Annotated in this window: 24 protein-coding genes and 5 tRNA genes; 11 read left to right on the forward strand and 18 right to left on the reverse strand. The window is 61.8% G+C overall.

The genetic code is table 11. The features are described 5' to 3' along the window. Nucleotides 1–64 precede the first annotated feature (64 nt). The gene (locus tag BLV20_RS15285) at nt 65–1,756 is read left to right on the forward strand and encodes a molecular chaperone HscC (protein WP_092302800.1); all 1,692 of its coding nucleotides are present in this window, start codon (nt 65–67) and stop codon (nt 1,754–1,756) included. Here the strand turns inward: BLV20_RS15285 and BLV20_RS15290 are convergent. The 13 genes from BLV20_RS15290 to uvrB form a co-directional block, all read right to left on the reverse strand. Further along, the gene (locus BLV20_RS15290) at nt 1,753–4,437 is read right to left on the reverse strand and encodes a DUF805 domain-containing protein (protein WP_092302802.1); all 2,685 of its coding nucleotides are present in this window, start codon (nt 4,435–4,437) and stop codon (nt 1,753–1,755) included. The two genes, BLV20_RS15285 and BLV20_RS15290, sit on opposite strands and share 4 nt — an antisense overlap. Continuing rightward, nucleotides 4,434–5,132, reverse strand: coding sequence for a DUF1266 domain-containing protein (locus tag BLV20_RS15295; protein WP_092302804.1), 699 nt, complete (start codon nt 5,130–5,132; stop codon nt 4,434–4,436). Before BLV20_RS15295 ends, BLV20_RS15290 begins: the two co-directional genes overlap by 4 nt. 183 nt (nt 5,133–5,315) lie before the next feature. After that, nucleotides 5,316–5,762 (reverse strand): Hsp20 family protein, encoded by a 447-nt coding sequence (locus BLV20_RS15300; protein ID WP_092302806.1) that lies wholly within the window; start codon nt 5,760–5,762, stop codon nt 5,316–5,318. A 120-nt stretch (nt 5,763–5,882) separates the two neighbouring features. Further along, nucleotides 5,883–6,842, reverse strand: coding sequence for a tRNA dihydrouridine synthase (locus tag BLV20_RS15305; protein WP_092302808.1), 960 nt, complete (start codon nt 6,840–6,842; stop codon nt 5,883–5,885). 121 nt (nt 6,843–6,963) lie between these two features. Next, complete coding sequence (locus BLV20_RS15310; RefSeq protein WP_092302810.1) at nt 6,964–7,401, reverse strand: acyl-CoA thioesterase; 438 nt, start codon at nt 7,399–7,401, stop codon at nt 6,964–6,966. 48 nt (nt 7,402–7,449) lie between these two features. Next, nucleotides 7,450–8,283, reverse strand: a complete 834-nt coding sequence (locus tag BLV20_RS15315) for an alpha/beta fold hydrolase (protein WP_092302812.1) — start codon at nt 8,281–8,283, stop codon at nt 7,450–7,452. A 29-nt stretch (nt 8,284–8,312) separates the two neighbouring features. Continuing rightward, on the reverse strand, nt 8,313–8,852 hold the full coding sequence (locus tag BLV20_RS15320) for a TetR/AcrR family transcriptional regulator (protein ID WP_092302814.1): 540 nt from the start codon (nt 8,850–8,852) through the stop codon (nt 8,313–8,315). 184 nt (nt 8,853–9,036) lie between these two features. Then, a tRNA-Glu gene (locus BLV20_RS15325) sits at nt 9,037–9,112 on the reverse strand. A gap of 80 nt (nt 9,113–9,192) precedes the next feature. Next, a tRNA-Ala gene (locus tag BLV20_RS15330) sits at nt 9,193–9,268 on the reverse strand. Between the two features lie 53 nt (nt 9,269–9,321). Continuing rightward, nucleotides 9,322–9,397: transfer RNA gene (locus BLV20_RS15335), tRNA-Glu, on the reverse strand. 78 nt (nt 9,398–9,475) lie between these two features. Continuing rightward, nucleotides 9,476–9,551: transfer RNA gene (locus BLV20_RS15340), tRNA-Ala, on the reverse strand. Between the two features lie 225 nt (nt 9,552–9,776). Continuing rightward, complete coding sequence (gltX, locus tag BLV20_RS15345) at nt 9,777–11,258, reverse strand: glutamate--tRNA ligase (protein ID WP_007922014.1); 1,482 nt, start codon at nt 11,256–11,258, stop codon at nt 9,777–9,779. A gap of 341 nt (nt 11,259–11,599) precedes the next feature. After that, nucleotides 11,600–13,615: an excinuclease ABC subunit UvrB gene (uvrB, locus tag BLV20_RS15350; RefSeq protein WP_092302816.1), complete on the reverse strand. Its 2,016-nt coding sequence runs from the start codon at nt 13,613–13,615 to the stop codon at nt 11,600–11,602. A 336-nt stretch (nt 13,616–13,951) separates the two neighbouring features. Here uvrB and BLV20_RS15355 point away from each other — a divergent pair, with 336 nt between their 5' ends. The 5 genes from BLV20_RS15355 to BLV20_RS15370 all read left to right on the forward strand — a co-directional run bounded on the left by BLV20_RS15355 (nt 13,952) and on the right by BLV20_RS15370 (nt 17,519). Beyond that, a complete protein-coding gene (locus tag BLV20_RS15355; RefSeq protein WP_092302818.1) occupies nt 13,952–15,148 on the forward strand; it encodes an amino acid aminotransferase in 1,197 nt (398 codons plus the stop codon). A gap of 135 nt (nt 15,149–15,283) precedes the next feature. Then, nucleotides 15,284–15,478: a CrcB family protein gene (locus BLV20_RS15360; RefSeq protein WP_092302820.1), complete on the forward strand. Its 195-nt coding sequence runs from the start codon at nt 15,284–15,286 to the stop codon at nt 15,476–15,478. Nucleotides 15,479–15,740: 262 nt separating this feature from the next. Further along, nucleotides 15,741–15,816 (forward strand) — tRNA-Asn (locus BLV20_RS15365). A 214-nt stretch (nt 15,817–16,030) separates the two neighbouring features. Next, nucleotides 16,031–16,171: a hypothetical protein gene (locus tag BLV20_RS31380; protein WP_175540206.1), complete on the forward strand. Its 141-nt coding sequence runs from the start codon at nt 16,031–16,033 to the stop codon at nt 16,169–16,171. A 190-nt stretch (nt 16,172–16,361) separates the two neighbouring features. Beyond that, a complete protein-coding gene (locus BLV20_RS15370) occupies nt 16,362–17,519 on the forward strand; it encodes an MFS transporter (RefSeq protein ID WP_092302822.1) in 1,158 nt (385 codons plus the stop codon). 55 nt (nt 17,520–17,574) lie between these two features. Here BLV20_RS15370 and BLV20_RS15375 read toward each other — a convergent pair whose 3' ends face one another. Then, complete coding sequence (locus BLV20_RS15375; RefSeq protein ID WP_092302824.1) at nt 17,575–19,113, reverse strand: nucleobase:cation symporter-2 family protein; 1,539 nt, start codon at nt 19,111–19,113, stop codon at nt 17,575–17,577. 241 nt (nt 19,114–19,354) lie between these two features. On the opposite strand from BLV20_RS15375, the gene BLV20_RS15380 reads away from it, so the two are divergent. Then, entirely contained in the window at nt 19,355–19,774 is a 420-nt protein-coding gene (locus BLV20_RS15380; RefSeq protein ID WP_092302826.1) for a hypothetical protein, read from the forward strand. 94 nt (nt 19,775–19,868) lie between these two features. Here the strand turns inward: BLV20_RS15380 and BLV20_RS15385 are convergent, their stop codons facing one another. Together BLV20_RS15385 and BLV20_RS15390 are read right to left on the reverse strand one after the other, a co-directional pair. Next, nucleotides 19,869–20,705, reverse strand: a complete 837-nt coding sequence (locus BLV20_RS15385) for an arylamine N-acetyltransferase family protein (RefSeq protein ID WP_092302828.1) — start codon at nt 20,703–20,705, stop codon at nt 19,869–19,871. A gap of 235 nt (nt 20,706–20,940) precedes the next feature. Beyond that, nucleotides 20,941–22,503 (reverse strand): sensor domain-containing diguanylate cyclase, encoded by a 1,563-nt coding sequence (locus BLV20_RS15390; protein WP_092302830.1) that lies wholly within the window; start codon nt 22,501–22,503, stop codon nt 20,941–20,943. A gap of 238 nt (nt 22,504–22,741) precedes the next feature. Here BLV20_RS15390 and BLV20_RS15395 point away from each other — a divergent pair, with 238 nt between their 5' ends. Further along, nucleotides 22,742–23,230, forward strand: coding sequence for a hypothetical protein (locus tag BLV20_RS15395; protein WP_092302832.1), 489 nt, complete (start codon nt 22,742–22,744; stop codon nt 23,228–23,230). 51 nt (nt 23,231–23,281) lie between these two features. Here the strand turns inward: BLV20_RS15395 and BLV20_RS15400 are convergent, their stop codons facing one another. Continuing rightward, nucleotides 23,282–24,136 carry a LysR substrate-binding domain-containing protein gene (locus BLV20_RS15400; RefSeq protein WP_092302834.1) on the reverse strand — a complete coding sequence of 285 codons (855 nt, stop codon included), beginning with the start codon at nt 24,134–24,136 and terminating at the stop codon, nt 23,282–23,284. Between the two features lie 95 nt (nt 24,137–24,231). On the opposite strand from BLV20_RS15400, the gene BLV20_RS15405 reads away from it, so the two are divergent. Beyond that, the gene (locus BLV20_RS15405; RefSeq protein WP_092302836.1) at nt 24,232–24,867 is read left to right on the forward strand and encodes an FMN-dependent NADH-azoreductase; all 636 of its coding nucleotides are present in this window, start codon (nt 24,232–24,234) and stop codon (nt 24,865–24,867) included. A 68-nt stretch (nt 24,868–24,935) separates the two neighbouring features. Then, nucleotides 24,936–25,391 (forward strand): transposase, encoded by a 456-nt coding sequence (locus tag BLV20_RS15410; protein WP_092302838.1) that lies wholly within the window; start codon nt 24,936–24,938, stop codon nt 25,389–25,391. 84 nt (nt 25,392–25,475) lie between these two features. Here BLV20_RS15410 and BLV20_RS31745 read toward each other — a convergent pair whose 3' ends face one another. Then, a complete protein-coding gene (locus tag BLV20_RS31745; protein ID WP_256577801.1) occupies nt 25,476–25,709 on the reverse strand; it encodes a hypothetical protein in 234 nt (77 codons plus the stop codon). Nucleotides 25,710–26,341: 632 nt separating this feature from the next. Here BLV20_RS31745 and BLV20_RS31750 point away from each other — a divergent pair. After that, nucleotides 26,342–26,560 carry a transposase gene (locus tag BLV20_RS31750; protein WP_256577802.1) on the forward strand — a complete coding sequence of 73 codons (219 nt, stop codon included), beginning with the start codon at nt 26,342–26,344 and terminating at the stop codon, nt 26,558–26,560. The last annotated feature ends 67 nt before the right edge of the window (nt 26,561–26,627 follow it).

The raw sequence follows: 26,627 nt of genomic DNA on the forward strand, positions 1-26,627 counted from the left end.
CAATTGCCAGTGTTTCGCGCAACCTGTAGGGTCGCGTTTTTTGCGACGCACCACGAGATCGATCATGCAGGATGCAACCCTCCCCCGCCCGGCGCTGCTGGGCATTGACCTTGGCACCACCAACAGCCTGATCGCCGTCTGGCAGGACGGCCACGCCCAATTGATCCCCAACGCCCTTGGCGACGTCCTTACCCCATCGGTGGTCAGCCTCGATGAAGACGACAGCATCCTGGTGGGCAAGGCCGCGCGAGCCCGCCTGACGACCCACCCGGAACGCACGGCCGCGGCCTTCAAGCGCTTCATGGGCAGCGACAAGCGCCTCGAACTGGGGAGCCGCTTGTTCAGCCCGGAAGAACTTTCGGCGCTGGTGATCGCCTCGCTCAAGCAGGATGCCGAAGCCTTTCTCGGCCATCCGGTGCAGGAAGCGGTGATTTCGGTACCGGCCTATTTCAGCGACGAACAACGCAAGCGCACGCTGTTCGCTGCCGAACTGGCAGGCCTGACGGTGTCGCGGCTGATCAACGAGCCAACCGCCGCGGCCATGGCCTACGGGCTGCACGAACAAAAGTTCGAACGCACGCTGATCTTCGACCTGGGCGGCGGCACTTTCGACGTCACGGTGCTGGAATACGCGCTGCCGCTGATTGAAGTGCACGCCTCCACGGGCGACAACTTCCTGGGCGGCGAAGACTTCACCGACGCCCTGTTGCAGGCCTGCCTCAAGGACTGGCAACTGACCTCGGCGCAAATCGACGCCCAGGGCATGGCCAGCCTGGGCGATGCCCTGGAACAGCTCAAGTGCAAGCTCGCCGAAGGCCCGCAGACGCTGAGCTGGCGCCAGGGCGAGCAGCCCTATGAATGGACGCTGGACGAAGCCTTGGCGCTGAAAATCTGGGAGCCGCTGCTGGCCCGCTTGCGGGCGCCCATCGAACAAGCCCTGCGCGACGCCCGCCTCAAGCCTCGCGACCTCGACAGCCTGGTGCTGGTGGGCGGCGCCACCCGGATGCCGGCGGTGCAGCAAATGGTCGCCACGCTGTTCGGCCGCCTGCCCTACCGCCACCTCGACCCGGACACCATCGTCGCACTGGGCGCCGCCACCCAGGCGGCCTGCAAGGCCCGGGACGGGGCCATCGAAGAACTGATCCTGACGGATGTCTGCCCCTACACCCTGGGGATTTCCACCCGCCGCGGCGAACATGTCAGCGGGGCTTTTTCGCCCATCATCGAACGCAACACGGTGATCCCGACGTCACGGGTGCAGCAGTTCTACACCACACATCCGCATCAGGCGTTTATCCGCATCGAGGTGTACCAGGGCGAGCGGCCTTGGGTGAAGGACAATATTTTCATCGACGCCTTCGACGTGCCCCTGACGCCCAGCGAGCAGATCCAGTCCCTGGACGTGCGCTTCAGCTATGACATCAATGGCCTGCTGGAAGTCGACGTGACCCTGCTGGCCAGCGGCGAACGCCATAGCCACAGCATCGATCGCAGCCCCACCGGCCTCGATGCAGCGTCCCGGCAGGCCAGCCATGAGCGGCTGACCGCCCTGAAAATCCATCCTCGCGACGCCCTGCCCAACCGCACCCTGCTGGCACGCCTGGAACGGGCATGGATGCAAAGCCTGGGCGACGAGCGCGAGCGCATCGCCGACTGGCTGGACACCTTCAGCACCGTGCTCGGCAGCCAGCAGCCGGCAGAGATTGCCAGCCACCGGGCCCAGTTGAACAAGGCGCTGGACCAGTTGCGCCTCTAGCCGTCGAGCCGCCGCAAGGTGGCCTGCAAACCGCCGGCGAGCGCATTTTCACCCGCGCCGTCCGGCGGCACGCCATAGCGATTGGGCAGCTTGTCGCCAGGAAAGGCGAACAGGATCAGCGACAGAAACGGCAAGAACACCGACAGACAGCCCAGCACCAACAAGGTCGGGATGCCACGCCCCAGGTCATGCAGACGGCGAAGAATGGCCCCGAGCAAAAACACCGTGCCCAGCAATGACACGGCGATTGCGGACAGCGACGTGCCGCTGATTAGCGCGGCCAGCGGGGTGGCCAGCACAGCCCCCAGCACTTGCCAGAAGAACGCCCCGCGCCCCAACCGCGTGTCCAGGCGCCAGAACGCCGTGGCGGGTGTCGGACGGCTATCGCCCTTGGCCAGCAGCAGGCGCTCGCTCCAGGACAGCAGCGCACTGAAGGCAAACCTCAGGCCCAAGCCGTTTTCAGGGTTGTCCTTGGCCCGTTGCATGCGCAGCAGCATTTTCTGCCGCGGCACACCGGCACTGCCGTAACGCACCAGCCCCTTGAGCGCATCGAGGGCCAGGTAAAAGGCCGCACTGTCGATTCCTTCGTCTTCCACCAGGGCCTGCTGCGGCGGCCGTGGCGGCTCGCCCTTGATCAAGCCGTGGCGGAAACCGTCGAACCAGTCCTGGGGGTTGCTGATCTCGGTAATCTTGTCGAGCAGATACCGACGCTGCTGCGCATCGAGCAGCGGGTCGTGATACAGCACGCCACTCAAGAGCATGCGCCCGAGCAAATCGTCGGCGAAGGCGTGCAAGTCGCTGCTCATGCATTCGAACAAGTGCTCATTGCTCAACAAATGCGCACTGCCAAGCGCTTGCTGGATGCCAAGCAATTGCCGGTCGAGCAAGGCATGCACCGGGTCCGCTAATTGCAGCCCGCCGAACAGGCCGACAAGTTCGCCCTGCTCGCGCTCCAACTGGCCAAGCTGCGGCTGTAACCGGCTCAGCGGATGGTCCGGGTTGAGCGCCAGGCGCTGCAGACACTGCGCGTCGAGCAAGGACCACCAGCGTTCCGGCTGCTCCAGCAAGGCCAGCAGGAATAGCGTCTGGGCATGCCACTGCCACACCGCCTCTCCCGCCCCCACGGGCGGCAATACCACGCCGCGCTGGCTGAGTTGAAACAGTATGTTCAGTTCCGACACATCGCTCTCGGCGTCGGTATCGCTCAATTGGAACGACTCGGCGATGCGCTCCAGGCCGGCGTGGCTGTAAGGACGCAACCGGCGCAGCCACACGCGGCAAATCGTGTGCGGCTCCCCGCTTGTCAGCGCGCTGGCCAGCGGCACCGAAGCGGCCCCCTCGGCGATCAAGGCGTTCATCGCCAAGGGAATCGGCGCCCGGGCCAACCAGCGCAGGTGCTGCCTGGCCTGGTCCTTGAACCCGCTCATCACCAGGCCTTCAAGGGCATCCAGCGGCTGCGGCTCGTCCAGCACCTGCTGCAACAATTCTGCCGCGCCACGGTGCAAGGCCCAGGCATGGCGGTACAGGCGCAGCAACCGGCTGTCGCTGTGCTGGCCAAGCAGCTGTGCCAGCAAGGGCAACTCATCGCCGCTCATCCGCCATTCGATAAAGGCCTGCGCCAGCCCCTGGCGTTCGAACTGGCCAATGCCAACCCAGCGGATCAGCGTCTCGGGGCGTTGTGAAGGGCTGCCGTACTCCTGGCTGACATGGGCGAGATCGGCGGACCAGGCGCTGAAATCCTGCAGGCGATCAAACGCCTGGATCAGCAGCGGCAAAAAGTCCGGCTGACGCTTGGCGCACAACGCCAGCAATTGGCTTTCGGCCTTGGGGTGGCGATGCTCCTGCCAAAGCCTGACCCAGCAAGGCATGGCCTGGTCGTCGAGCCCCAGCAGGCTGTTCTGGCACGCCAGCAAGTAAAGCCAGTCCACATCGTCCGGCGCTTGGCGCTGCTGCTCGATGCACAACTGCAGCAACGCCTCCGCACCGATGCCCACCTGGGTGAACTGCACCAGCAGGCGCTTGATGAAGGCCGCATCGTTCGGCAGCGGCAGGCAAGTGTGCTGGCTGACGAAGCTTTCGTATTCGTGAAGCGGCCGCTGCTCGAAGATGAAGTCAAGGCTGCGCGCATACCACAGGGTTTCCGTCTGCGCCGGCTCTGACCAGCCAGCCATCAGCGTCGTGTCAAAAGGGTCCGGGGCCTTGATCCGTTCCAGATAAGCCTCTACGTGGCGCGCCTGGTCGAAATCCAGCTCCAGCAATTGATCCTCCCAGGCCATGCGCAGGGCCAGCAGGCTCGCGCAACGGTAGGAAAGCGGCCCGGCATTGGCCATCCGCCAGAACAATTCCCAGCGCAGGTCGTCAAGCACGCCGAGCGGCAGTTGATCCAGGCTCTTGATAAAGGCCTGCCAGGCATTCGGGTTGAAGCGGCGTGCCGGATCGCTCAGCAGCGCAGCAAAATCGAGGACCGCCTGCGCGGGCTCCGGCTCGCTTGCTTCCGGCTCTTCCAGTTCCTGCTCGTTGTCGCGCACCAGCCGCAGCGCGGCTTCGTACGCCTGGCGCAGTGCCTGGAAGCCTTCGGGATCAGTCTCCGGGTGATGCTCCGGCAAGCGGGCGCGATAGGCATTGCGAATCAGCGCTTCATCGGTGGTGGGGTCGATCCCCAACTGTATCCAGCAACTCATGACCAGGCGAACTCCTCAAGCGACGCCGGACGCTGCGGCATATCCAGTTCCAGACGCCAAGGCAGGTCCGCCAGGCACTCCGGCATGTTTTGAGCAAGGCCCCGGGCGATTCTCTGGCTGAGGGGGTTTTCCCCTTGCCGATCCAGCTCGTACGCCAGCTCTTCATCGCTGTTGCCCAGGCAGGCCCAAAACGCGCGCCCTACCAGGAACCCATTGAAATAGGCGAGCCAGCTGCCGTAGTGGTATTGCGCCCTGACCGCCAACCGGCTGTGCAACCAAAGACTTTCGCTCAGATCGATCCACCGGTTGCGCACGCCGCAACGCAAGAGAAACCCCATGCGCCCGTAATCCCAGGAAAGAATCCCGCCCGGGCCGCAAGCGCCAAAGGTCCGGCTGGCGAGCTCATGCAGGATGCGCTCGCGAGGTTCGAGGGTGTCGAGCAAGGCCTGCCATTCGCTTGGCAGGCAACGCTGCCAGGCGCGATAGGCATCGTCGAGATGGCGGGCATGACCGTTGTCAGTCATTTTCTCCAGCATGCCCAGCAACTGCCGCCGGTCATTGATGCCCCACCCATTTTGTATGTCGATGGGTTCCGGGCTGGAGTAGAACGCGGGGTTGTCGTATTCGGCGCGAGGGTTGAGCGCAACCATCGGCGCAGAAAGACCCCACAGCCAGCGCTGTTGTATCTCGTCCATGAAAAAGGCTCCAGGCCGACCGGTAAGGAAGGGGTCGGCAAAACTGCGGCGGATTGTAGAGAAACCATCGCAGGCAGCAAAGGTGAACGATGATTCTGCCGGGCATAAAAAAGGCCCCGACAAGTCGGGGCCTTCATTTGGTGGCTCAGCGCTCGATCAAGCGCCTGCGTTGCTGCGCATGGATCAATGCTGCAGAGCCGCTTGCTGCGTCCCGTTGATTGGGATGCGCTTGGCTTTCGCTTCTTCCGGGATCACTCGCAACAGGTCGATGTTCAACAGACCGTTGCTCAGGCCGGCGGCCTTGATCTCGATGTGGTCGGCCAGACGGAAGGACAGCTTGAATGCACGCTGGGCAATGCCCTGATGCAGGAAGGTGACGTTTTCGTTCGTGTCACGCTTGCCACCACTGATGGTCAGCACGCCCTTCTCGACTTGCAGCTCCAGGTCTTCTTCCTGGAAACCGGCGGCGGCCACGACGATGCGGTATTCGTCATCACCGTGTTTTTCGATGTTGTAGGGCGGATAGGTGCTGCCTGGCTCATTGCGCAGGGCGGTTTCGAACAGGTCGTTGAAACGGTCGAAACCCACCGAGGAACGGAACAGTGGCGCTAGGGAAAATGCAGTACTCATGATTCAAATCTCCTGAAAATAATCAGCAAGTTTTTTTGTCTCCGCGACCCGAATTCGGCATCGCGTAACCCTTACATAGGGACCGCCAATTGCATTTCAAGAGATTTTTTGCAGATTTTTTTAGGCCGCTTCGGCCACCGGCAGGCCCAGCAAACGCGAGACTTGATCCGGCTCGGTTTCGCGGCGCAGAACGCTGAACAACGCCGCCGCCTCGGGATAATTGCGGGTCAGCATCGCCAGCCATTGCTTCAGGCGGCCCGGCGATTGGCGCGCGGTCATCTGCGCCTTGGCTTGCAGCCAAAAGTCCTGGATCAGCGGCATCAGCTCGACCCAGGTCATCTCGACCACCTCCTCCCCGGCGCGCGCGGCGGCGATTTGCCGGGCCAGGTCCGGACGCGACACCAGGCCGCGACCAAGCATGATGTCGTCCACACCGCTGATTTCGCGGCAACGGCGCCAATCTTCGACGCTCCAGATGTCGCCGTTGGCAAACACCGGCACCTTGACCACGTCCTGCACCCGGGGAATCCACTCCCAGTGCGCCGGCGGCTTGTAGCCGTCGACCTTGGTCCGCGCATGCACCACGATATGTTCCGCGCCGCCTTCGGCCAACGCCGTGGCGCACACCAGCGAGCCGTCCGGGCTGTCGAAACCGAGACGCATCTTGGCGGTCACCGGAATATGCGCAGGCACGGCGCGCCGCACATGCTCGACGATCTGGTTGAGCAGCTCGGGCTCCTTGAGCAGCACCGCCCCACCGCGGGACTTGTTGACGGTCTTGGCCGGGCAACCGAAGTTCAGGTCGATGACTTCGGAGCCGAGCTCACAGGCCAGCGCGGCGTTTTCCGCCAGGCATACCGGGTCGGAACCCAGCAGTTGCACCCGCAGCGGCACGCCGGACGCAGTCCGGGCGCCGTTCAGCAACTCAGGGCCGAACTTGTGGAAATAGGCCGGCGTGAGCAACTGGTCGTTGACCCGGATGAACTCGGTCACGCACCAGTCAATACCGCCGACACGGGTCAGCACGTCCCGCAGGATGTCGTCGACCAACCCCTCCATGGGCGCCAAAGCAATTTGCATGAATCACACTCAACGTAAAACGCGATAAAAAACGTGCGGCAGTTTACTGGGTTTCGGCGGAAAACAGGGGAACGGTTGCCGAGCGGCTCGCTCCTGCAGGAGCGAGCCCGTCCCGACCGGCTTAGGTTGCGCCTTGCAGCGCCGGCCCATAACCCTCGAGAAACTCCGCCGGCATGCGCTTGGGCTTGCCGCTGGACAACTCGATGCAAACAAACGTGGTCTGGGCCCGCAGCAAGGTGGTGCCATCGCTCGGACGCACCAGCTGGAAACGCCGTGACATTTTCAGGCGCTGGTCCCAATCGACGATCCAGGTCGCCAGTTGCAGCTCGTCGCCTTCATAGGCGGCCGCCAGGTAGTCGATCTCGTGGCGCACCACCGCCATGGCCCGATCCAGGCGGCGGTACTCGCTCAGGTCCAGGCCCAGGCGCTGGGAATGACGCCAGGCGCAACGCTCGAGCCAGCTGACATACACCGCATTGTTGGCATGCCCCAAGCCGTCGATGTCTTCGGCCCCCACCTGCAGATCGATGATAAATGGCGTTGCCAGATCCCAGCCCATGCCCCACTCCCGGTCAGATTATTCGACCGGGGCAGTGTAGCGGATTGCTCAGGCGGATTGGCGCGCTTGCAGGCTGCGACCGGCCAGCAGCGTCAGCACCCCCTCGATCAGCCGCGGGTCGGCCAATACTCGCTGATGCCCGCCTTCCTTCAGGCGCAGCAAACGGCTGTCGAACCAGGCGTCATGGATCAATTCGGACTCCTTGACCGGCACAAAACAATCGTCTTCGGCATGCACGATCAAGCCGGGCATATCCAGCTGGTAATGCGCGACATCCAGGGCCGCGGCGCGCATGCCGACATCCAGCTCCACCTGGCGGATAAAGGCCGAGCGCGCCTTGGGTGGCAGGCGCACGTAACGGGCAAAACCGCGTAGCACGCCGAGGATCCGCGCCGGGGCGGCGATACTGACCAGGGTCTCGGTTCGCAAGCCCAGCTGCACCGCCAGCATGGCACTGGCGCCTCCCATGGAATGGCCGATGACCGCGCGCAGCGGCGGCAACTCCGCAGCAGCCTCAAGCATGGCGCGGGCGAACAGCACCACATTGGCCTCGCGACCGGGCGACCGTCCGTGAGCCGGACCGTCCAGCGCCACGACGCTGTAGCCGGCATCAACCAACGCATTGATCAGGCTGGCGAACTGCGTCGGGCGCCCTTCCCAGCCATGCATCAACAACACCGCCGGCCCTTGGCCCCAGCGCAACGCCGAAAGCCCGAAACGCAGGGTGATACGCTCCGAGCGCGCCAGCAGCGGCAGCTCCCAGTCACGCGGCAGCCGCTCGCGCGGCGTCATGAAAGCCAGTCGCATCTTGCTGGCGACCAGCTTCGGTGCCACCCAGCCCAATGTGCCATTAACGCCACGAACCCAACTTAACGTGCTCATCGCCTCTCTCCTCAGGCCAGCGCCTCAGGTCATAGCACCGCCGACTTGGCAGCGCGCAGTAAACGGTCCGACAGCTCACCGGCTCCCAGCGCCCGGGCCAGGGACAAGCCACCCACCATCAGGGCCAGGTCGGCCAGGGCCTTGTCGGTGTCTTCGGGGGTGCTAGCCAACTGAGCCAGCATCAGCTCGATGTGTTCATTCAGGACTTTGCGGAAATCGTCCGGCAGGCGGCCCATTTCACCGACCGATGCGGGAATCGGACAGGCCTGCTCGGTGGTATCGCGGTGCTTGCGCGACAGGTAAAAGGCCGCCACCAGCGCTCGCCGCTCTTCACCCGTCAGCGACGCATCCATATCGGCGATCAGGCTGCGACGCTGGGCCAGCAATTGGCTGAACGCTTCCAGCATCAAGGCGTCCTTGCTTTCGAAATGCGCATAGAAGCCACCGACCGTCAGGCCCGCGGCCCCCATCACCTCGCCCACGCTCGGCTCGGCCGGGCCACGCTGCACCAGTGCGGAGCTGGCGGCCTGGAGAATGCGTTCGCGGGTTTGAGCTTTTTTATCGTTCATCGTTGCCTCCGAATATTACGATCAAAATATTATTCTCATAATAAATTTTCGCAAGTCGTTAGTGTGACCGCCGGTCAGAAGAACAGAAGGGAGAGAAAAGAGAGAATTGGCCAAACGCCAGACAAACAAAAGGGCCATTCAATAATTGAATGACCCTTATAAAATCCCGCAGAGCGGGTAAACGTGGCGTCCCCTAGGGGACTCGAACCCCTGTTACCGCCGTGAAAGGGCGGTGTCCTAGGCCACTAGACGAAGGGGACACAAACCCTTCTATACAACTGATCAGTGCTGAGAGCTGATCGATTCAAGGCCGGTGTGGCCAGACCTTGAACTGTAAAATTGGTGGAGCTAGACGGGATCGAACCGTCGACCTCTTGCATGCCATGCAAGCGCTCTCCCAGCTGAGCTATAGCCCCAGATTTTTCGCCTCGCGGCGGAGCGACATCTTGCAACATCGCTTCTGTAAAACTGGCGTCCCCTAGGGGACTCGAACCCCTGTTACCGCCGTGAAAGGGCGGTGTCCTAGGCCACTAGACGAAGGGGACGCAAACCCTTCTAACAACTGATCAGTGCTGAGAACTGATCGATTCAAGGCCGGTGTGGCCAGACCTTGAACTGTAAATTGGTGGAGCTAGACGGGATCGAACCGTCGACCTCTTGCATGCCATGCAAGCGCTCTCCCAGCTGAGCTATAGCCCCTCGTCGGTGAGGACGGGGCGAATCTTAAGGGCGTATCGGGAAGCTGTCAAATTTTTTTTCAGCTTTTTTTAAAAAAATTTGCCGGCATAACAATCACTTACCGCCCTCCCCCGTAAATCCGGGGCTTTCGCGGACCATTGTGCCCTCCACCCATGGTCGCGATTTCACTTCTTGCGCAGATTCGTGGAAGCCAGCATGCCGGCTCCCACCAATCAGAAGGCTGAATCAGGCGATCGCGCCCAACAGCTTTTCCCACTCTTTGTTTTCTTTCTTCGACACGCCACCGAGCAAGTCGATGGCTTGGCGCAGACGGAAACGGGTCAGGTCCGGCCCAAGGATTTCCATGGCATCGAGCACCGAGACCGAACTGGCCTGGCCGGTGATCGCGGCGAACATCAGCGGCATGGCATCACGCAGCTTCAGCTCCAGGGATTCGACCACGGCCTGGATGGTCGCGGTGATGCTGTCCTTTTCCCACTGGCGCAGGCTTTCCAGCTTCCACAGGATCAGTTGCATCAACTGCCGCACCTGATCGCCCGAAAGCTTCTTCGATTCGAACAGCTTGGCATCCGGGGTCACGCCACCGGCGAAGAAGAACCCGGCCAACGGTGCGATCTGGCTGAAGGTTTCCACCCGACCCTGCACGTGCGGTGCGATCTTCATCAGGTATTCGGGGTTCAGCGCCCAGGTTTGCACGCGGCTGGCGAATTCTTCCACCGGCAGGTCGCGCAGCCACTGGCCATTGAGCCAGGACAGCTTCTCGATGTCGAAGATCGGTCCGCCCAGAGAGACGCGCGACAGGTCGAAGTTGTCGACCATTTCCTGCAGCGAGAACTTCTCGCGCTCGTCCGGCATCGACCAGCCCATGCGGCCCAGGTAGTTGAGCATGGCTTCCGGCATGAAGCCCATGCGTTCGTAGAAGGTCACGGAGGTTGGGTTCTTGCGCTTGGACAGCTTGCTCTTGTCCGGGTTGCGCAGCAGCGGCATGTAGCACAGCTGCGGCTGTTCCCAGCCGAAATACTCGTAGAGCAGAATCAGTTTCGGCGCCGAGGGCAGCCACTCTTCACCACGCAATACGTGGGTGATGCCCATCAAGTGGTCGTCGACCACGTTGGCCAGGAAGTAGGTCGGCAGGCCATCGGTCTTCATCAGCACCTGCATGTCCATGCGGTCCCACGGGATCTCGACATCGCCACGCAGCATGTCCGGCACCACGCAGACGCCCTCGCTCGGCACTTTCATGCGGATCACGTGCGGCTCGCCAGCGGCCAGGCGCCGCGCGACTTCTTCCTTGGACAGCAACAGCGCACGACCGTCGTAGCGCGGCGTCTCGCCACGGGCCATCTGCTCGGCACGCATCTGGTCCAGCTCTTCGGCGGTGCAGAAGCACGGAAAGGCATGGCCCATGTCGACCAGTTGCTGGGTGTACTTCTGGTAGATCTCGCTACGCTCGCTCTGCCGGTAAGGGCCGTGCGGGCCGCCCACGTCCGGGCCTTCGCTCCAGTTGATGCCCAACCAGCGCAAGGCGTCGAAAATCTGCTGCTCGGACTCGCGGGTCGAACGCAGTTGATCGGTGTCCTCGATACGCAGGATGAACTCACCGCCATGCTGCTTGGCGAAGCAGTAGTTGAACAAAGCGATATAAGCGGTACCTACGTGGGGATCCCCGGTAGGCGATGGCGCGATGCGCGTGCGGACGGTGGTCATGGCATGTCTCGGAAAGAATATGAAAAGCAAAGATCAAACAAGGGGCGAATGGTAACAGGCGATGCCGGCCCCGCTCCAGTGAGCAGGGTATTTAAGCCAAGACTGAGGCGACTCGAGTCGCCCGAGCCGTTGAATCGCCGATTATCCATAGGCGGCATTTTACTTTTCCCTGATCACAGCCTGCCCGCCTCACTCTGGGCATCGCGGCCTGGGCTGCCCATCGACTCACCTGTAGCCGCTGCCGCAGGCTGCGATAGGTCCGAAGGGCCTCCCGCGATAGTGATGGCGCCGCGGCCGTACCGACCGATCGCAGCCTGCGGCAGCGGCTACAACTGCGGCGATCAGACTGTCAGCAAACGCTCGCGCAGCTTGCTGATTTCGTCGCGCATCTGCGCCGCGGCCTCGAATTCCAAGTCGCGGGCCAACTGGTACATCTTCTCTTCGAGCTGGCGAATGCGTTTGGCAATCTCGCTTGGCGAACGCAGTTCGTTCTCGTAGCGGGCATTTTCCTCGGCGGCCTTGGCCATGCCTTTGCGCTTCTTGCTGCGCGAACCCGGCACGGTGGCGCCTTCCATGATGTCGGCGACATCCTTGAACACGCCCTTGGGGGTGATGCCGTTGGCCAGGTTGAAGGCAATCTGCTTGTCGCGACGGCGCTCGGTTTCGCCGATCGCCCGCTCCATGGAGCCGGTAATGCGGTCGGCATAGAGAATCGCCCGACCGTTAAGGTTGCGCGCCGCACGGCCGATGGTCTGGATCAGCGAGCGCTCGGAGCGCAAGAAACCTTCCTTGTCCGCATCGAGGATCGCCACCAGCGACACTTCGGGCATGTCCAGGCCTTCACGCAGCAAGTTGATCCCCACCAGCACATCGAACGTGCCCAGGCGCAGGTCGCGGATGATCTCGACCCGCTCCACGGTGTCGATGTCCGAGTGCAGGTAACGCACGCGCACACCGTGATCGGCGAGGTAATCGGTCAGGTCCTCGGCCATGCGCTTGGTCAGGGTGGTCACCAGGACCCGCTCTTCTACGGCCACGCGTTTGGTGATTTCCGACAACAGGTCATCGACCTGGGTCAGCGCCGGACGTACTTCCACCTGCGGGTCGACCAGGCCGGTCGGGCGCACCACCTGCTCGACCACACGGCCGGCATGTTCGGCTTCATAGTTGCCCGGCGTGGCCGAGACAAAGATGGTCTGCGGGCTGACCCCTTCCCACTCGTCAAAGCGCATCGGCCGGTTGTCCAGGGCCGAGGGCAGGCGAAAACCGTATTCCACCAGGGTTTCCTTGCGCGAGCGGTCGCCTTTGTACATCGCGCCGACCTGCGGCACGCTGACGTGGGACTCGTCGATCACCAGCAAGGCGTCCGCCGGCAGGTAGTCGTAGAGGGTCGGCGGCGCGGCCCCGGCCGGACGCCCGGACAGGTAGCGCGAGTAGTTTTCGATGCCGTTGCAGTAACCCAGCTCGAGGATCATCTCCAGGTCGAAACGGGTGCGCTGCTCCAGGCGCTGGGCTTCCACCAGCTTGTTATTGCTGCGCAGGTATTCCAGGCGCTCCTGCAGCTCGACCTTGATCCCCTCGACGGCATCCATCAGGGTTTCCCGCGGCGTCACGTAGTGGCTCTTGGGATAGAAGGTAAAACGCGGCAGCTTGCGGATCACTTCGCCGGTCAGCGGATCGAAGGCGGAAATGCTTTCCACCTCGTCATCGAACAGTTCGATGCGGATCGCTTCCAGGTCGGATTCCGCCGGGTAGATATCGATCACATCGCCACGCACACGAAAGGTGGCGCGGGCAAAATCCATGTCGTTGCGGGTGTATTGCAGGTCGGCCAGGCGGCGCAGCAGGGCGCGCTGGTCGAGTTTGTCGCCGCGATCGACGTGCAACACCATCTTCAGATAGGTTTCCGGGCTGCCCAGGCCATAGATGCACGACACCGTGGTGACGATGATCGCGTCCTTGCGCTCCAGCAGCGCCTTGGTCGCCGACAGGCGCATCTGTTCGATATGGTCGTTGATCGAGGCGTCTTTCTCGATAAAGGTATCGGACGAAGGTACATAGGCTTCCGGCTGGTAGTAGTCGTAGTAGGAAACGAAGTACTCCACCGCGTTGTTCGGGAAGAACGCCTTGAACTCGCCGTACAACTGCGCGGCCAGGGTCTTGTTTGGCGCCAGTACCAGGGTCGGGCGCTGTACCTGGGCAATCACGTTGGCGATGCTGAAGGTCTTGCCCGAGCCGGTCACACCGAGCAGCGTCTGGTGCGCCAGCCCGGCCTCGATGCCCTCGACCATGAGGCGGATGGCCTCCGGCTGGTCGCCGGCGGGCTGGAAGCGGGTGACTAGCTGGAATTCAGACATAACGTACCTCTGGGTTCACTCCGGCACGACGCCGCCGCACAGGAACGAGAAAGACCACAAACGACGAGTGTCGCCGGAAAAATACTGGATTGTGCGGGATGTGGAGGCAAATTCCACTGCTTTCAAGGTAAAGGTCCTAGCCCCCCTCTACGCCTTCGACGTTGCAATAAGACTAACGGTCGAAAAATAAACCGAAAAACTTGCCGGAAAAGCCCTTTCAGCTGTCGCCCCGCACAGTGATGGCCTCTATACTAGCTCCCCGTTTGTGCACCGCTCTAGTGCATTCGGCTGGAGCGCGACACGTCCCTCCACACTCCATTCAGAGCCGCCGTAATAATGAGCCTGTTCTCCGCTGTCGAAATGGCACCACGCGATCCTATCCTGGGCCTCAACGAAGCATTCAACGCCGATACCCGTACCAACAAGGTCAACCTGGGGGTCGGTGTTTACTGCAACGAGGAGGGGCGAATTCCACTCCTGCGCGCCGTTGTCGAAGCCGAGACGATCCGCGCCGCTCAACATGCCTCCCGTGGCTACCTGCCGATCGACGGTATCGCCGCCTACGACCAGGCCGTGCAAAAGCTGCTGTTCGGCAACGACTCGCCGTTGCTGGCTGCCGGTCGCGTGGTTACCACCCAGGCCGTCGGCGGGACCGGCGCACTAAAAATCGGTGCCGATTTCCTCAAGCAACTGCTGCCTGACGCAGTCGTGGCCATCAGCGATCCAAGCTGGGAAAACCACCGCGCCCTGTTCGAAACCGCCGGTTTCCCGGTGCAGAACTACCGCTACTACGATGCCGCCACTCACGACGTGAACCGTGTCGGCCTGCTGGAAGACCTGAATGCCCTGCCGGCCCAGTCGATCGTGGTCTTGCACGCCTGCTGCCACAACCCGACCGGCGTCGACCTGAGCCCGGAAGACTGGAACAACGTGCTGCAGGTGATCAAGGCGAAAAACCTGGTGCCGTTCCTCGACATGGCCTACCAGGGCTTCGGTGACGGCATTGCCGAAGATGCCGCCGCCGTGCGCCTGTTCGCCGAATCGGGCCTGACCTTCTTCGTCTCCAGCTCGTTCTCCAAGTCGTTCTCGCTGTACGGCGAGCGCGTTGGCGCCCTGTCGATCGTCAGCGAGTCGAAAGAAGAAAGCGCGCGCGTGCTGTCGCAGGTCAAGCGCGTGATCCGCACCAACTACTCCAACCCGCCGACCCACGGCGCAAGCATCGTCGCCGCCGTGCTCAACAGCCCGGAACTGCGCGCCCAGTGGGAAGCCGAACTGGCTGAAATGCGCCTGCGCATCCGCGGCATGCGCCTGCAGATGGTCGACCTGCTGGCCAAGGGCGCGCCACAGCGCGACTTCAGCTTCGTCGCCCGCCAGCGCGGTATGTTCTCCTACTCCGGCCTGACCGTCGAACAAGTGACGCGCCTGCGCAACGAGTTCGGCATCTACGCCCTGGACACCGGCCGCATCTGCGTGGCCGCGCTGAACCAGAGCAATATCGACGTCGTGACCAAGGCCATCATCCAGGTGATCTGAGCCACGCGCGGTGTATGAAAAGGGGGAAGCCTTTGGGCTTCCCCCTTTTTTGTGGGCCGCCCTCGCCGACCCAATGCCCACTAGACTGAATTCAGCTTGCCTTCTTCCCTATCGCTTCCTTATCGAGAACGCCCCATGAGACACGACGACCTGCGAGCCGACCGCGACGAACTGGAGTACTTTCCCCGCCAGCAGAAACGCGAAAAGAACCTGGTCCTGCAAATTGCCCTGGGGGGCTTTATCGGCGGCCTGGCGCTGTGGCTGGTGCAACTGGCCGCCACCTCCCTGGCAGCCAAGTTCATGCTGGGCACTTTCACCTTCGGCGGCTGAAGAAGCTCAACCGACCCATTCAGTGATGCGCTGCTGGCGGTATCACCGAAGGCCACATACAGCGTGGCCGGCACCCAGGCGCTTGCCGGCCTGGGCGCTTTCCAATCCAGGACAAAACCCTCGGCCTGGCCGTTGCCGCGGCGCTGCGGGAAACCTGAGTCACGTGACTGACGCAATGGTCCGGGCCGATCGGCCGCGCCGAAGCGAAAAACTGTTTTCGAATGCTTGACTTCTCCTTCTTAATCAGTAAGATACGCCGCATTCCGCGATAGCTCAGTTGGTAGAGCAAGTGACTGTTAATCACTGGGTCCCTGGTTCGAGTCCAGGTCGTGGAGCCATCTTCCTACACTGATTGGCCAGCAACATTTCCAGAGCGCCCCGCTCTTCCGGCGAATCAGTTCAGCAGCACCCTCCCCAAGATCGACTCAACGCATGCCGCACCGGCATGCGGATGCACGCTCTTGAGCAGTATCCAATTCCAACCTGTATCCGATTGCCTGGCGCCAATGCCTGAAGTAGGCTGTGCCCCTTTCACGCCAGCCGTCACGACTCATGTTTTTCCCAGCACAACCCAACCCCACCTTTCTCTCGATGAGCCCATCGCAGACCTTCGCGGTGTCGCAATCCGACTGCGCGATCAACCGACGCCGCCGCAGCGTGCTGTTCGCCTTCACCTTCTCGCCTCACGCCTGAACCCCAGAGTTGCGTCCGAACCCGGCGCGGACCTGATGCCAGCGGCCCATATTTGCCGCGCATTCGATCCACCGCCGCTTTGCATCGCAGAACCCTGGCCCGGCCTGCGCCTGCGCATTGCCCGAGCAAAAGCGCCGCGCCACACCAGCCCTTCTTGAGGTGCCCGAACCATCGGGCGCAGGTGTATTTCATGAACAAAACCTTGTTGGCCGCACTGATCCTCGGCATTTCGATTGTCGGCCTGAGCATCGGCTCCACCGTGCCGGTCCTCGCCTTGCGCCTATATCAGGCCGGCGCCTCGAATACCCAGATCGGCATCATGTCGGCCCTTCCTGCCGCGGGCATGATGCTGTCGGCGTTCCTGGTGAGCGGGTTGTGCCAGGCACTCAGCCGCTGGCAAATCTACCTGCTGTGCTTCAGCTTGTGCGCCCTGAGCATCGCCGCCCTGGAAATCCCCGGTATCAGCCTGGTCGGCCTGGGGCTGGCGCGCATCGTCATGGGTTTCGGCGCCGGGCTGATCATCATCCTGGGAGAAACCTGGGTTAACGAGATGGCCGCGGACGCCGTCCGCGGGCGCGTCATCGCGGTCTACACCACCTGCTTCACGGTATTCCAGATGATCGGCCCGGGCCTGGTGGCCCTGCTCGGCACCGAGGGCCCGGTGGTGATCGCCGTCGTCAGCACCGGTTACTTGCTGGCCATCGCCGTGATCTGGCTGACCCTGCCACGCCAGCCTCCCGTTGCCGGACATGCCGAAAACAAGAGCTTCTCGGTGCTGGGCTTTATTCGGGTAGCGCCGGCGCTGTGCGCGGGCATCCTGTTCTTCGCCTTTTTCGATACGGTGATTCTCTCGCTGTTTCCGGTTTACGCCGCGACTCACGGCTACGCCATCAAGCTCGCGGCGCTGATGGTCAGCATCATTCTGCTGGGAGATGCGGCATTCCAGTTCCCCCTCGGCTGGCTGTCGGACAAGGCCGGGCGCGCCGCCATCTACCTGGGCTGCGGCGTAGTGTCGTTGGTGATTGGCCTGGGGTTGCCACTGCTGATGAATTACCCGGGGCTGCTCTGGCCAAGCCTGGTGATACTCGGCGCGGCAGCGGGCGGGGTGTACACCCTGGCAATCATCCTGATCGGCCAGACGTTCAGCGGCCCCGATCTGGTGACAGCCAACGCCAGCGCGGGCTTGTTGTGGGGTATCGGCAGCCTGCTGGGGCCCCTGCTCAGCGGCGCCGCCATGAGCGGTGGCGCCCACGGCCTGCCGTTGACGCTGTCGGCGGCGGCTGCCGTGGTGGTGCTGTTCGCTTGGTCATTGCTCCGGCAAGGGCTGCCGGAGCGGATTGCGCAGTAGCTAGCCGCCAGGACTGGACTTTGTCGCACCCAGCCTGGCGACTCGCTCGATCGGCCTAGACCTTGCTGGTTTCGACCGAGCCCGAAGCATGGGGCGATGCCTGGTGAGCAGTTACGGAATGCTCGCCATGGGAGGTGTCCACCACAGGAATCTCATTCCCCTCGGCATCGTGCAGCTTGCCGCCGCTGAAATAATCGCCCTCGCGCAATACCGCCAGGTCCTGGTAGCGCAGAGTGCGCTCGGACGCCACGGCGAACACCGACTGTTGATCCGAGTTGCCCAGGGTGAAGTGGTTGAAAGTCAGGTTCAGCACGATAGCCATGATCGCCGACGAGCTGATGCCGGAATGGAAGATGGTGGCGAACCAGCTTGGGAAATGGTCGTAGAAATTCGGCGCGGCGATGGGAATCATGCCGAAACCGATCGAAGTGGCGACGATGATCAGGTTGACGTTATTACGGTAGTCGACCTTGGACAGGGTGCGGATGCCGCTGGCCGCCACGGTGCCGAACAGCACGATGCCGGCGCCGCCGAGCACCGATGTCGGCACCGCGGCAATCACCCGCCCCATGAACGGCAGCAGACCGAGAATCACCAGGAATACCCCGCCGGTCGCCACCACGTAGCGGCTCTTGATTCCGGTCACCGCCACCAGCCCGACGTTCTGGGCAAAGGCGCTCTGGGTGAAGGAGCCGAAGATCGGCGCGATCATGCTCGACAGCATGTCGGCGCGCAGGCCGTTGCCCAGGCGCTTGGAGTCGACCTTGGTGTCGATGATCTCGCCCACCGCGAGGATATCGGCCGAAGTCTCCACCAGCGTCACCATGACCACGATGCACATCGAGAGGATGGCGGCGACATGAAAGGTCGGCATGCCGAAATGAAACGGCGTCGGGAAGCCAAACATCGGCCCCTGGGTGACCATCGAGAAATCGGCCATGCCCAGGAACACCGCGATGATCGTCCCCACCACCATGGCCAACAGGATCGACAAGCGGGAGATGGTCGCGCTGCCGATCTTGCTTAGCAGCAACACCAATACCAGGGTGATCGCCGCCAGGCCGATATTGGCCATGCTGCCAAAGTTTTCCGCATGGCTATTGCCCCCCATGGCCCAGCGCGCCGCCACCGGCATCAGCGTCAAGCCAATGGTGGTGATCACGATGCCGGTGACCAGCGGCGGAAAGAATTGGGTGATGCGGGAAAACACCGGGGTGATCAGCAGGCCGATCAACGAGGCGGCGATCACCGCGCCGAGAATCGACTGGAACCCCCCTTCGCCACCGCTGCTGACAATCGCCACCATGGTCGCCACGCCCGAGAAGGACACGCCCTGGACCAGCGGCAACTGACAACCGAAAAACGGCAAGCCGAGGGTTTGCAGGAGCGTCGCCAGACCGCCGGCAAACAGCGACGCCGCGATCAGCAGACCAATGTCCGCCGGTGCCAGGCCGGCTGCCTGGCCGACAATCAATGGCACCGCAACGATACCGCCATACATGGTCAGAACATGTTGCAGGCCGTAAGCCATATTCGCGCCAAGACCGAGGTTTTCATCTTCAGGCCGTTGCGGTGAAACAGAGGGCGTTTTCATGGTTGGGGGGTTCCCTGGTTTTTGTTATGGGCACACTGTATTCAACAGTCGGGACAAATGTCTATAGAGTTGTATACACTTTATTCGACACTGTCCGCGCCCATAAAACCCGCGACACAGGCTCGCAAACCCTCGCCTCTCGCGCCAACCCCCCGCCCTAGACGCCGCCCTGATAGAATCCCCGCCCCTGGCTGGGTAGTCACACAGGCAACACCCTCCGTTTGCGCATGGAAGCGATCCTATGAATCATCTCTGGCACAGCTTCATCCTCGCCTATGGCAGCTTCCGCACGGTCGTGGTGCTGCAAAGCTTCGCCCTCGCTGTATTCAGCGCCTGCTTCAGCGACAGCCTGTGGCAGGGGTTCTGGGCTGGCCTGGGAGTCTTCGCTCTGTTCATCACCGGCGGCCTGCTGTTTGGCTTCCTGCCCATGGCCCTGGTGTTTACTCCGCTATACGCGCTGCTCTGCGCCAAAGGCCTTGCCAATTGGTTCAGCAGCCTGCTGCTGGGGCTGACGATCGCCAGCGTGCTCTGCCTGCACCCGGCCTTGCGCTTGCTGATGCCGATTTGGCTGCTGGACAGTGCACTGATTGCGCTGCTGACTCACTGGTCCTACCGCCGCCAGCTGAAGGATGGGTATCAGCGCACGCTGTCATGGCGTTGACCCTCGCCAGCCTCGAGGCGTCGAGACGGATTGGCTCAGCAAAAAGCCCTGCCCGGAAAGATCCACCCCGGGCAGCCGAGCGCCACCTGGTCGATCAGGCTTGTGGCGGCCTTGCGAGCAATTCGCCAAGGGCCTCGCGCAGTCGAGGATGTTGCGGGACCCGAATGGCGAACTCGCGCTGCAAGAGGGCAATCAGCTCATCGGGGTCGACGATCTGCCGTCGCTCGCTGTCCTGGCCCAGGCGATGCACCGCGTAACTGCCGTTATTCAGGGTCCGGCGCAAGCCCTCGCCCATCAGCGCGACTTTCAAGTGGCCAAGGAACGGCGAGTCCTTGTGCGTCGAGACGAACCAGTTGCCCATCTCGTAATCCGCGGCTTCCTGCCGCTGCAGGTCGAACACATACATTGCCCGCCACTCGCCGGCCACCTTGGCGCGCAAGGTGTAATTGCCGTCGCGCTCGGTGATGCGGTACGGCTCGTGCGGCGTGGCCTGCTCCTCTTCGGTATCGAGCAGCAACGGCGCGGTGGGCACCATGCCGCCAAAGCCGACATCCGAGACATAACGCACGCCATCCAGGCTCAGCAGCACCAGGCGATGAGTGCGCTCCGTCCAGGCATCCTCCGGCTTCCCCATCACTACCCGGCCGGTAATGCCCCGCACCTCGAACCCCAGGTGCCGCAACAGCTCCTGGTACATCTGGTTGAGTTCGTAGCAGTAGCCCCCGCGCCCGTCATGCAGGATCTTGCGCTCCACTGAAGCCAGGTCGATCGGCACCGGCATGCGCAACAGCGTCGACAGGCTTTCAAAGGCAAAGGTACTGGTATGGCGCAACTGCAGCTCGCGCAAGGTCGCCAGGGTCGGCGGCGGCGCGCTGCCATAGCCGAGGCGTTGCAGGTACAGCGCGAAGTTCAACTGATGGGGCTGGCTCATGGGCTTGTCCTTATGCATGAGGTGTCGCATATCGGCGCTATGTATAAGCCAAAAATGCCGCCAGCCGATAATGGATTTTGGTTGATTTTCTCGACCAAGAGCGCCCGCTCACGGACCTTGCCCAGGCACCGACAGCCGCCTGTAACAGCCTGGCGCCGCCCCCTCTCGGTTATAGAAACTCGAACACCCGCCAGGTTATCCGGCCCGGGATTTGAGCGCCCAAGGCAGCTGCCGGTCAGCGATCCGAGCGGGCCAAGGGCTCGCCGGTACTCTCGATAGCCACCTGGTTGCGTCCGGACTTCTTGGCCTGGTACAGCGCGGCATCGGCATGTTCGAGAAACGTTTCGATGCTGTCGTGCCCGCTCGGCACGAAGCAGTAGCAGCCCAGGCTGAGGGTGACCCGGCCAAAGGGCGAGCCGCTGTGCGAGATGTGTTTTGCCATGACCCTGCAGCGAATCTTCTCGGCCATGGCCAGCGCCCCTTGCATCTCGGTATCCGGTAACAGGACCACGAATTCCTCCCCGCCATACCGCACCGCCAGATCGGCCTTGCGCTGGCAGCAATCCCTCAACACCTGCGCCACCTCGGCCAGGCACTGGTCGCCGGCGACATGGCCATAGGTGTCGTTGTAGCGCTTGAAGAAATCGATATCGAGCATGATCAGGCTCAGCGGGCTGGCCTGCCGCCCTCCGCGCGCAAACTCGGTCTCCAGCGCCCGCTCGAAGAGCCGGCGATTGGCCAGGCCGGTCAGGCTGTCATGGGTTGCGATCACCTCCAGCGCCGCCTGCGCGGTCCGCAGGTCGGCCTCGATGCGCTCACCGTTGCGCACCTGATGCACGAAGACCCAGCCGAACAGGCCAATCCCCAGCACCACCAGGGCGACAAGGACACTGGACTGATAGGCGCTGGCATACCAATCCTTGAGCACCGCATCCTTCGAACTCGCCGCACCGACCACCAGTGGGTAGGCCTCCAGCTGGCGATAGCCGTAGAGCCGCATCTTTCCGTCAACCAGCGAACGAATCATGGCGGTACCCGAAGGAGCCTCGGGCAAGTACTTGCTGAAGATCTCCCCGCGCGCCAGGGACGCGCCGATCTGCCGCTCCTCCAAGGGGCGCCTTGCCAGCAAGGTGCCGTCGGACAGGGCGAGGAACATGGTGCCGTTGTCATCGATATTGAAGCTTTTGAAGAACTGGTCGAAATAGGCCAGCTTGATGCCGGCCATCAACACGCCTTCGAAGTTGCCTTGCCTGTCGTTCAGCCGCCGGGAAATGGGAATGATCCACTCGCCATTTTCCCGGCTGCGGATCGCCGGGCCGACATGCGCCAACAAGGAGGCGTTCTGTTGATGGAAGTGGAAGTAATCCCGATTGGCCACGCCTTCGCTGCGTGGCAAGTGCTCGAACGAGGTGACCAGCCAATGCCCCTCACGATCGAACAGGAACAGGCCATGCAGCTGTTTGAGCGCCTGCGCCCTCTGCGCAAAGATCTTCTGCAGGAAAGGCTTCTGCGTCGGGCCGTAACCGTCCTTCTGAATCCAGTCGGCCAGGCTGGCCAGCACCAGGTCCGCCTCGACGAAAGTGTCCTCGGCCTGCTGGGCCATGGCCCGGGTCAGGTTCGACGAAACGACCTGCGCCCGCGCCATATCGTAGTGATAGGACTGCGCCAGCTGCAGGTAAAGCAGGCCGCACAGGCACAGGCAAACCATCGCGATGAAAACCACCGCGGCCTTGAGCAGAGGCAGTCGCTTCAAGGCTCGATCAGAGGTGTGGTGAGGGTCGTGAATCGGGATAGGCAAAGCAACATCCTGGGAGGGTAAGGCATGCGATGCAGCCGGGCTGGCCAATCCTATGAGGTAATACCGGACAATTCAGGGTGACACCTTCTGAAAATGTAGAGCATTTTTCTGATGTCCATCAGGGATATATAAAAAACACCCGTCACAATAGCCGTGTCATGAATCGCTGGTCACCGTCCGCCAAGGTAAAGTACCTTCTGGGACTACACTTACCCTCACATCACGATAGGAAGTCGGAATGAGTAAGGTCGATGAACTCGCCGCAAGGCTGAAACAGAAACAGGACAGCTGGGCCAAGGAAGACATCTCGGCAGACAAGGCCATCGAGCTGTGGCCGGCGCAGGTCTATGAGATGTATCACCAGGTCGAAACCTGGCTGACTCCACTTTCAGAGGTTGGCCTGAATATCCGGCGCGTCCCCACTCGCGTATTCGAGAGCCACGTCTCCGGCGCCACGTTCAACTATGCCATCGACCAGTTGCTGATCGAGGGCAACCACAAAAGCATCCTTCTCGACCCCATCGCCCGCTTCACTACCGGCGGCGCCGGACGGGTCGAAATCCATGGCAAAGGCCCGGAACGCTACATGCTGCGCAGCGGCACCGAACATGGCGAGGGGCACTGGCTGATCCAGACGGTTCCAGGGCCAGGTAAAAACCGGCCGGACCCGCTCGAACTCAATGAAGACACCCTGCTGTCGGTAATCCAGGAAGGCCTGGACCTCTGACCTGCGCTCAAGCGACTGCCCCTCGGGCAGTCGCATGACCGAAACCGACGGCTAGAGCCGCCGCGTCGCACAATACCCCACTATCACCTGACTCAATGCGGCCACTATGTTCGGGTCGGCATCCTTGGCCGTGAACAGTCGAAACTCCGCGTCAGGCAATGCCGGCAAACCATGCTCAGCGCCTAACACCGCCAGCCCTGGCCCCAGCTGACTGGTCGCTATTGGCGCTACCGCGAACCCGGACAGGGCCGCCGTACGCAACGCCGCCGTGCTCGAGCAAAGCATGGCCGTGCGCTGGGCGATTCCCGCTTGCGCCAGACATTGCAAGGTCGCCGCCCGATAGGGACAAGGCTCGGGAAACAGCGCCAGCGGCAACGGGGTCGGCAAGCGGCCGACGAGGTATGCGGAACTGGCCCACACCAGCGGCTCCTGCCACAACAGCAAGCCCGATTGACTGGCTTCGCACAGCGAACCGATAACCACCTCGAGACCGCCCTGCTGCATGCGCTCCAGCAGCGTGCCGGGAATATCCACTTGTATGTCGATCTCCATGCCCGGGTATTGCGCCGCAAACTCCTGCAAAAGGCGCAGCAGGCGAGGCTCGACAAAATCCTCGGACATCCCGAGCCGCACCCGCCCGTGAAACGGCGAACGCGTCAGTTCGGCCCAGGCATCGCGGTTCAGGGCGAGGATGGCGCGCGCATAGGCCATCAGGCGCTCGCCATCGGCGGTCAAGTGCTGGGAACGCGTGGTACGGGTCAGCAGCGGCTTGCCGACCTGCTCTTCCAGGCGCCGCAGATGACCGCTGACCGCCGACTGCGTCAGGTGCAGGCGTTCGGCGGCACGGCTGAAGCCCTCCTCGTCCACCACGGTCACAAAGGTCTTGAGTAACAGAACATCGAACATATAAAGGTACGTGATCAATAGGCCATTTATTTACAATTTATATTCCGGATAGAGCTATGTTGCAATGCCGGTATTCCTCCACCCGAGAAGCCGCCATGACCCGCCTGCTGCATATCCAATGCTCCCCGCGCAAAGAGCGCTCCGCCTCGCAACAAGTCGCCCGAGGCTTTATCGACCGTTACCAGACCCACCATCCACATACGGAAGTCAGCACCCTGGACCTGTGGAGCCTGGACCTGCCGGAATTCGACCAGCACGCCATGCACGCCAAATACGCTGGCTTGCAAGGCATGGCCCTGTCCCCCGATCAGCAAGCAGCCTGGAACACCCTCGAAAACCTGGCTGCCCATCTTCACCATGCTGACTTGCTGGTACTTTCCGTGCCTCTGTGGAACTACAGCATTCCCTACAAGCTCAAGCACTTCATCGACCTGGTCACGCAGAAAGACATCCTCTTCAGCTTCACCGCCGAACACGGCCTGCGCGGCCTGCTGCACAACAAAACCGCGGTCGTCGCCTACGCCCGCGGCCTCGATTTCTCCGCGCAATCCGACACGCCTGCGGAGCGCTTTGATTTCCAGAAGCCCTACGTCGAGGCCTGGTTGCAGTTTGTTGGAGTCAAGGATGTGCATGCGCTGATCGTGGAAAAGACCATCCTGGGGTATGAGGTGGATCAGAAAGCGCGGCAGGAAGCGGTGCAGCGGGCGTGGAAGTTGGCGGATAGGCTGTGATGATTCAAATGCAAATGAAATTCGGCTCTGAACTGGCCTAATGATCCCGGACACCTCTTTAGGGCGATATGATTCGCCCATTCAGGAGGTTCCATGAAGAACCTAAGACCTACACCCGCAAGTTCAAGCTGCGTGCTGCCAGCATGGTGCTTGACAACAATTGTTCGGTTCCCGATGTCTGCGCATCGATGGATGTGGGGCCTACAACCCTGCGCCGCTGGATCGATCAGGTACGCAAAGAGCGTCAAGGCCAGGCTGCGGCAGGTACCAAGGCGATCACCCCGGAGCAGAAGGAGCTGCAGGTGCTTCGAGCCAAGATCAAACACCTTGAAACTGAGGCCGAAATCTTAAAAAACTGCCTCCCCGGCGCTCCGCGGCCCATTGGACTAGAAACACTACGGACTACACTGATCCCTCTGGACAGTGGTCGCTGGCTTTTTTGGAGGCTGAGTCCCCGTCAAAAAACTTGCTCCAGAGGAAGCTGCGGACCTGTTAGTGGTGGCGCACTTCGTGACCCCGTTTAGGAAGGTGAGTTGATCCGAGTCTCCGTCCAGCTCATCCCTTGACTGGAGCTGTTCATAAACAGGCATGATTCAAAACGACACGGACTACCCGTTATCCATGACCGTGCGGCAGGCATCGATATTGGCTCGCGCTTTCATGTTGTTGCCGTTCCCATAGACCTCGCCAAAGAGGCCGTTCAAGCCTTCAAGGCCTTCACCGCCGATCTCGAGCGCATAGCCAACTGGCTGGTCAGTCTCGGAATAACCACCATTACGATGGAGTCGACAGGCGTTTACTGGATTCCGGTTTACGAAATGTTGGAAGGACATGGCCTTCATGGCCAACGCCCGAGAAGCCCGTGCAGTACCAGGCCGCAAAACCGACGTGAATGACGCACAGTGGATACAACGACTCCATGCCTACGGATTACTTCGAGCCAGCTTTCACCCCGATCGAGAGATCTCGGCTTTGCGCAGCTATATGAGGCTGCGGGAGCGTCATCTCGACTATGCCGCAGCACATATCCAGCACATGCAAAAAGCGCTGACGCATATGAATCTGCAACTGCACCATGTAGTGACGGATATCACCAGGGTAACCGGTATGCGAATAATCCGTGCCATCGTGGCGGGCGTGCGAAGACCCTCGGTGTTGGCTGCAATAAGTGACGCCCGTTGCAAAGCAGGCATCGATGTTATTCAAGCCTCTCTGGTCGGTAACTATCAGCCGGAGCACGTTTTTACTCTGCTGTCCATGTATGACGCTTATCAGGCGCAGCTAGTGCTTTGCGATCAGCAGATTGCACAGACGCTGATCAAACTCTCGCAAGAAAAGACCTCACCGACTGAGCCACTACCAAAACCACGGCATCACACCCCGGCAACCCAACGCGCTCAACTTCGATGTCCGGACCATACTCTATCAACTGGTCGGCGTCGATCTGACCCAGATCCACAGCATCGGCCCCTACTTGGCTCTTCGGCTGGTCGCCGAGTGCGGCACGGATCTGAGCCGATGGCGTACCTGCCATCATTTCACTTCGTGGCTCACACTCGCGCCCGGCTGTCATATCAGTGGCGGCAAGATACTTTCGGCCCATACCCGCAAGACCAAAAATCGAGTGACCGCCCACCTACGGTTAGCTGCGGTGACGGTCGGAAGAACGAACACGGCATTGGGGGCGCTTTAGCGGCGGCTCTCAGCTCGAATCGGTAAAGCCAAGGCCGTTACGGCTACCACCCGAAAGATCGCGATCC

Origin of the sequence: Pseudomonas sp. NFIX28, from assembly GCF_900107395.1 — a bacterium.
Lineage (GTDB): Bacteria > Pseudomonadota > Gammaproteobacteria > Pseudomonadales > Pseudomonadaceae > Aquipseudomonas.

Coding starts and splice junctions, on each gene's coding strand:
- BLV20_RS15315 (WP_092302812.1), bottom strand. CDS start 8,283: ATGAGCACGTTAAGTTGGGTTCGTGGCGTTAATGGCACATTGGGCTGG.
- BLV20_RS15370 (WP_092302822.1), top strand. CDS start 16,362: ATGAACAAAACCTTGTTGGCCGCACTGATCCTCGGCATTTCGATTGTC.
- BLV20_RS15290 (WP_092302802.1), bottom strand. CDS start 4,437: ATGAGTTGCTGGATACAGTTGGGGATCGACCCCACCACCGATGAAGCG.
- BLV20_RS15375 (WP_092302824.1), bottom strand. CDS start 19,113: ATGAAAACGCCCTCTGTTTCACCGCAACGGCCTGAAGATGAAAACCTC.
- BLV20_RS15380 (WP_092302826.1), top strand. CDS start 19,355: ATGAATCATCTCTGGCACAGCTTCATCCTCGCCTATGGCAGCTTCCGC.
- BLV20_RS15285 (WP_092302800.1), top strand. CDS start 65: ATGCAGGATGCAACCCTCCCCCGCCCGGCGCTGCTGGGCATTGACCTT.
- BLV20_RS15300 (WP_092302806.1), bottom strand. CDS start 5,762: ATGAGTACTGCATTTTCCCTAGCGCCACTGTTCCGTTCCTCGGTGGGT.
- gltX (WP_007922014.1), bottom strand. CDS start 11,258: ATGACCACCGTCCGCACGCGCATCGCGCCATCGCCTACCGGGGATCCC.
- uvrB (WP_092302816.1), bottom strand. CDS start 13,615: ATGTCTGAATTCCAGCTAGTCACCCGCTTCCAGCCCGCCGGCGACCAG.
- BLV20_RS15405 (WP_092302836.1), top strand. CDS start 24,232: ATGACCCGCCTGCTGCATATCCAATGCTCCCCGCGCAAAGAGCGCTCC.
- BLV20_RS15310 (WP_092302810.1), bottom strand. CDS start 7,401: ATGGGCTGGGATCTGGCAACGCCATTTATCATCGATCTGCAGGTGGGG.
- BLV20_RS15295 (WP_092302804.1), bottom strand. CDS start 5,132: ATGGACGAGATACAACAGCGCTGGCTGTGGGGTCTTTCTGCGCCGATG.
- BLV20_RS15320 (WP_092302814.1), bottom strand. CDS start 8,852: ATGAACGATAAAAAAGCTCAAACCCGCGAACGCATTCTCCAGGCCGCC.
- BLV20_RS15355 (WP_092302818.1), top strand. CDS start 13,952: ATGAGCCTGTTCTCCGCTGTCGAAATGGCACCACGCGATCCTATCCTG.
- BLV20_RS15360 (WP_092302820.1), top strand. CDS start 15,284: ATGAGACACGACGACCTGCGAGCCGACCGCGACGAACTGGAGTACTTT.
- BLV20_RS31745 (WP_256577801.1), bottom strand. CDS start 25,709: ATGAAGGCCATGTCCTTCCAACATTTCGTAAACCGGAATCCAGTAAAC.
- BLV20_RS15410 (WP_092302838.1), top strand. CDS start 24,936: ATGATTCGCCCATTCAGGAGGTTCCATGAAGAACCTAAGACCTACACC.
- BLV20_RS15400 (WP_092302834.1), bottom strand. CDS start 24,136: ATGTTCGATGTTCTGTTACTCAAGACCTTTGTGACCGTGGTGGACGAG.
- BLV20_RS15395 (WP_092302832.1), top strand. CDS start 22,742: ATGAGTAAGGTCGATGAACTCGCCGCAAGGCTGAAACAGAAACAGGAC.
- BLV20_RS15305 (WP_092302808.1), bottom strand. CDS start 6,842: ATGCAAATTGCTTTGGCGCCCATGGAGGGGTTGGTCGACGACATCCTG.
- BLV20_RS31380 (WP_175540206.1), top strand. CDS start 16,031: ATGTTTTTCCCAGCACAACCCAACCCCACCTTTCTCTCGATGAGCCCA.
- BLV20_RS15385 (WP_092302828.1), bottom strand. CDS start 20,705: ATGAGCCAGCCCCATCAGTTGAACTTCGCGCTGTACCTGCAACGCCTC.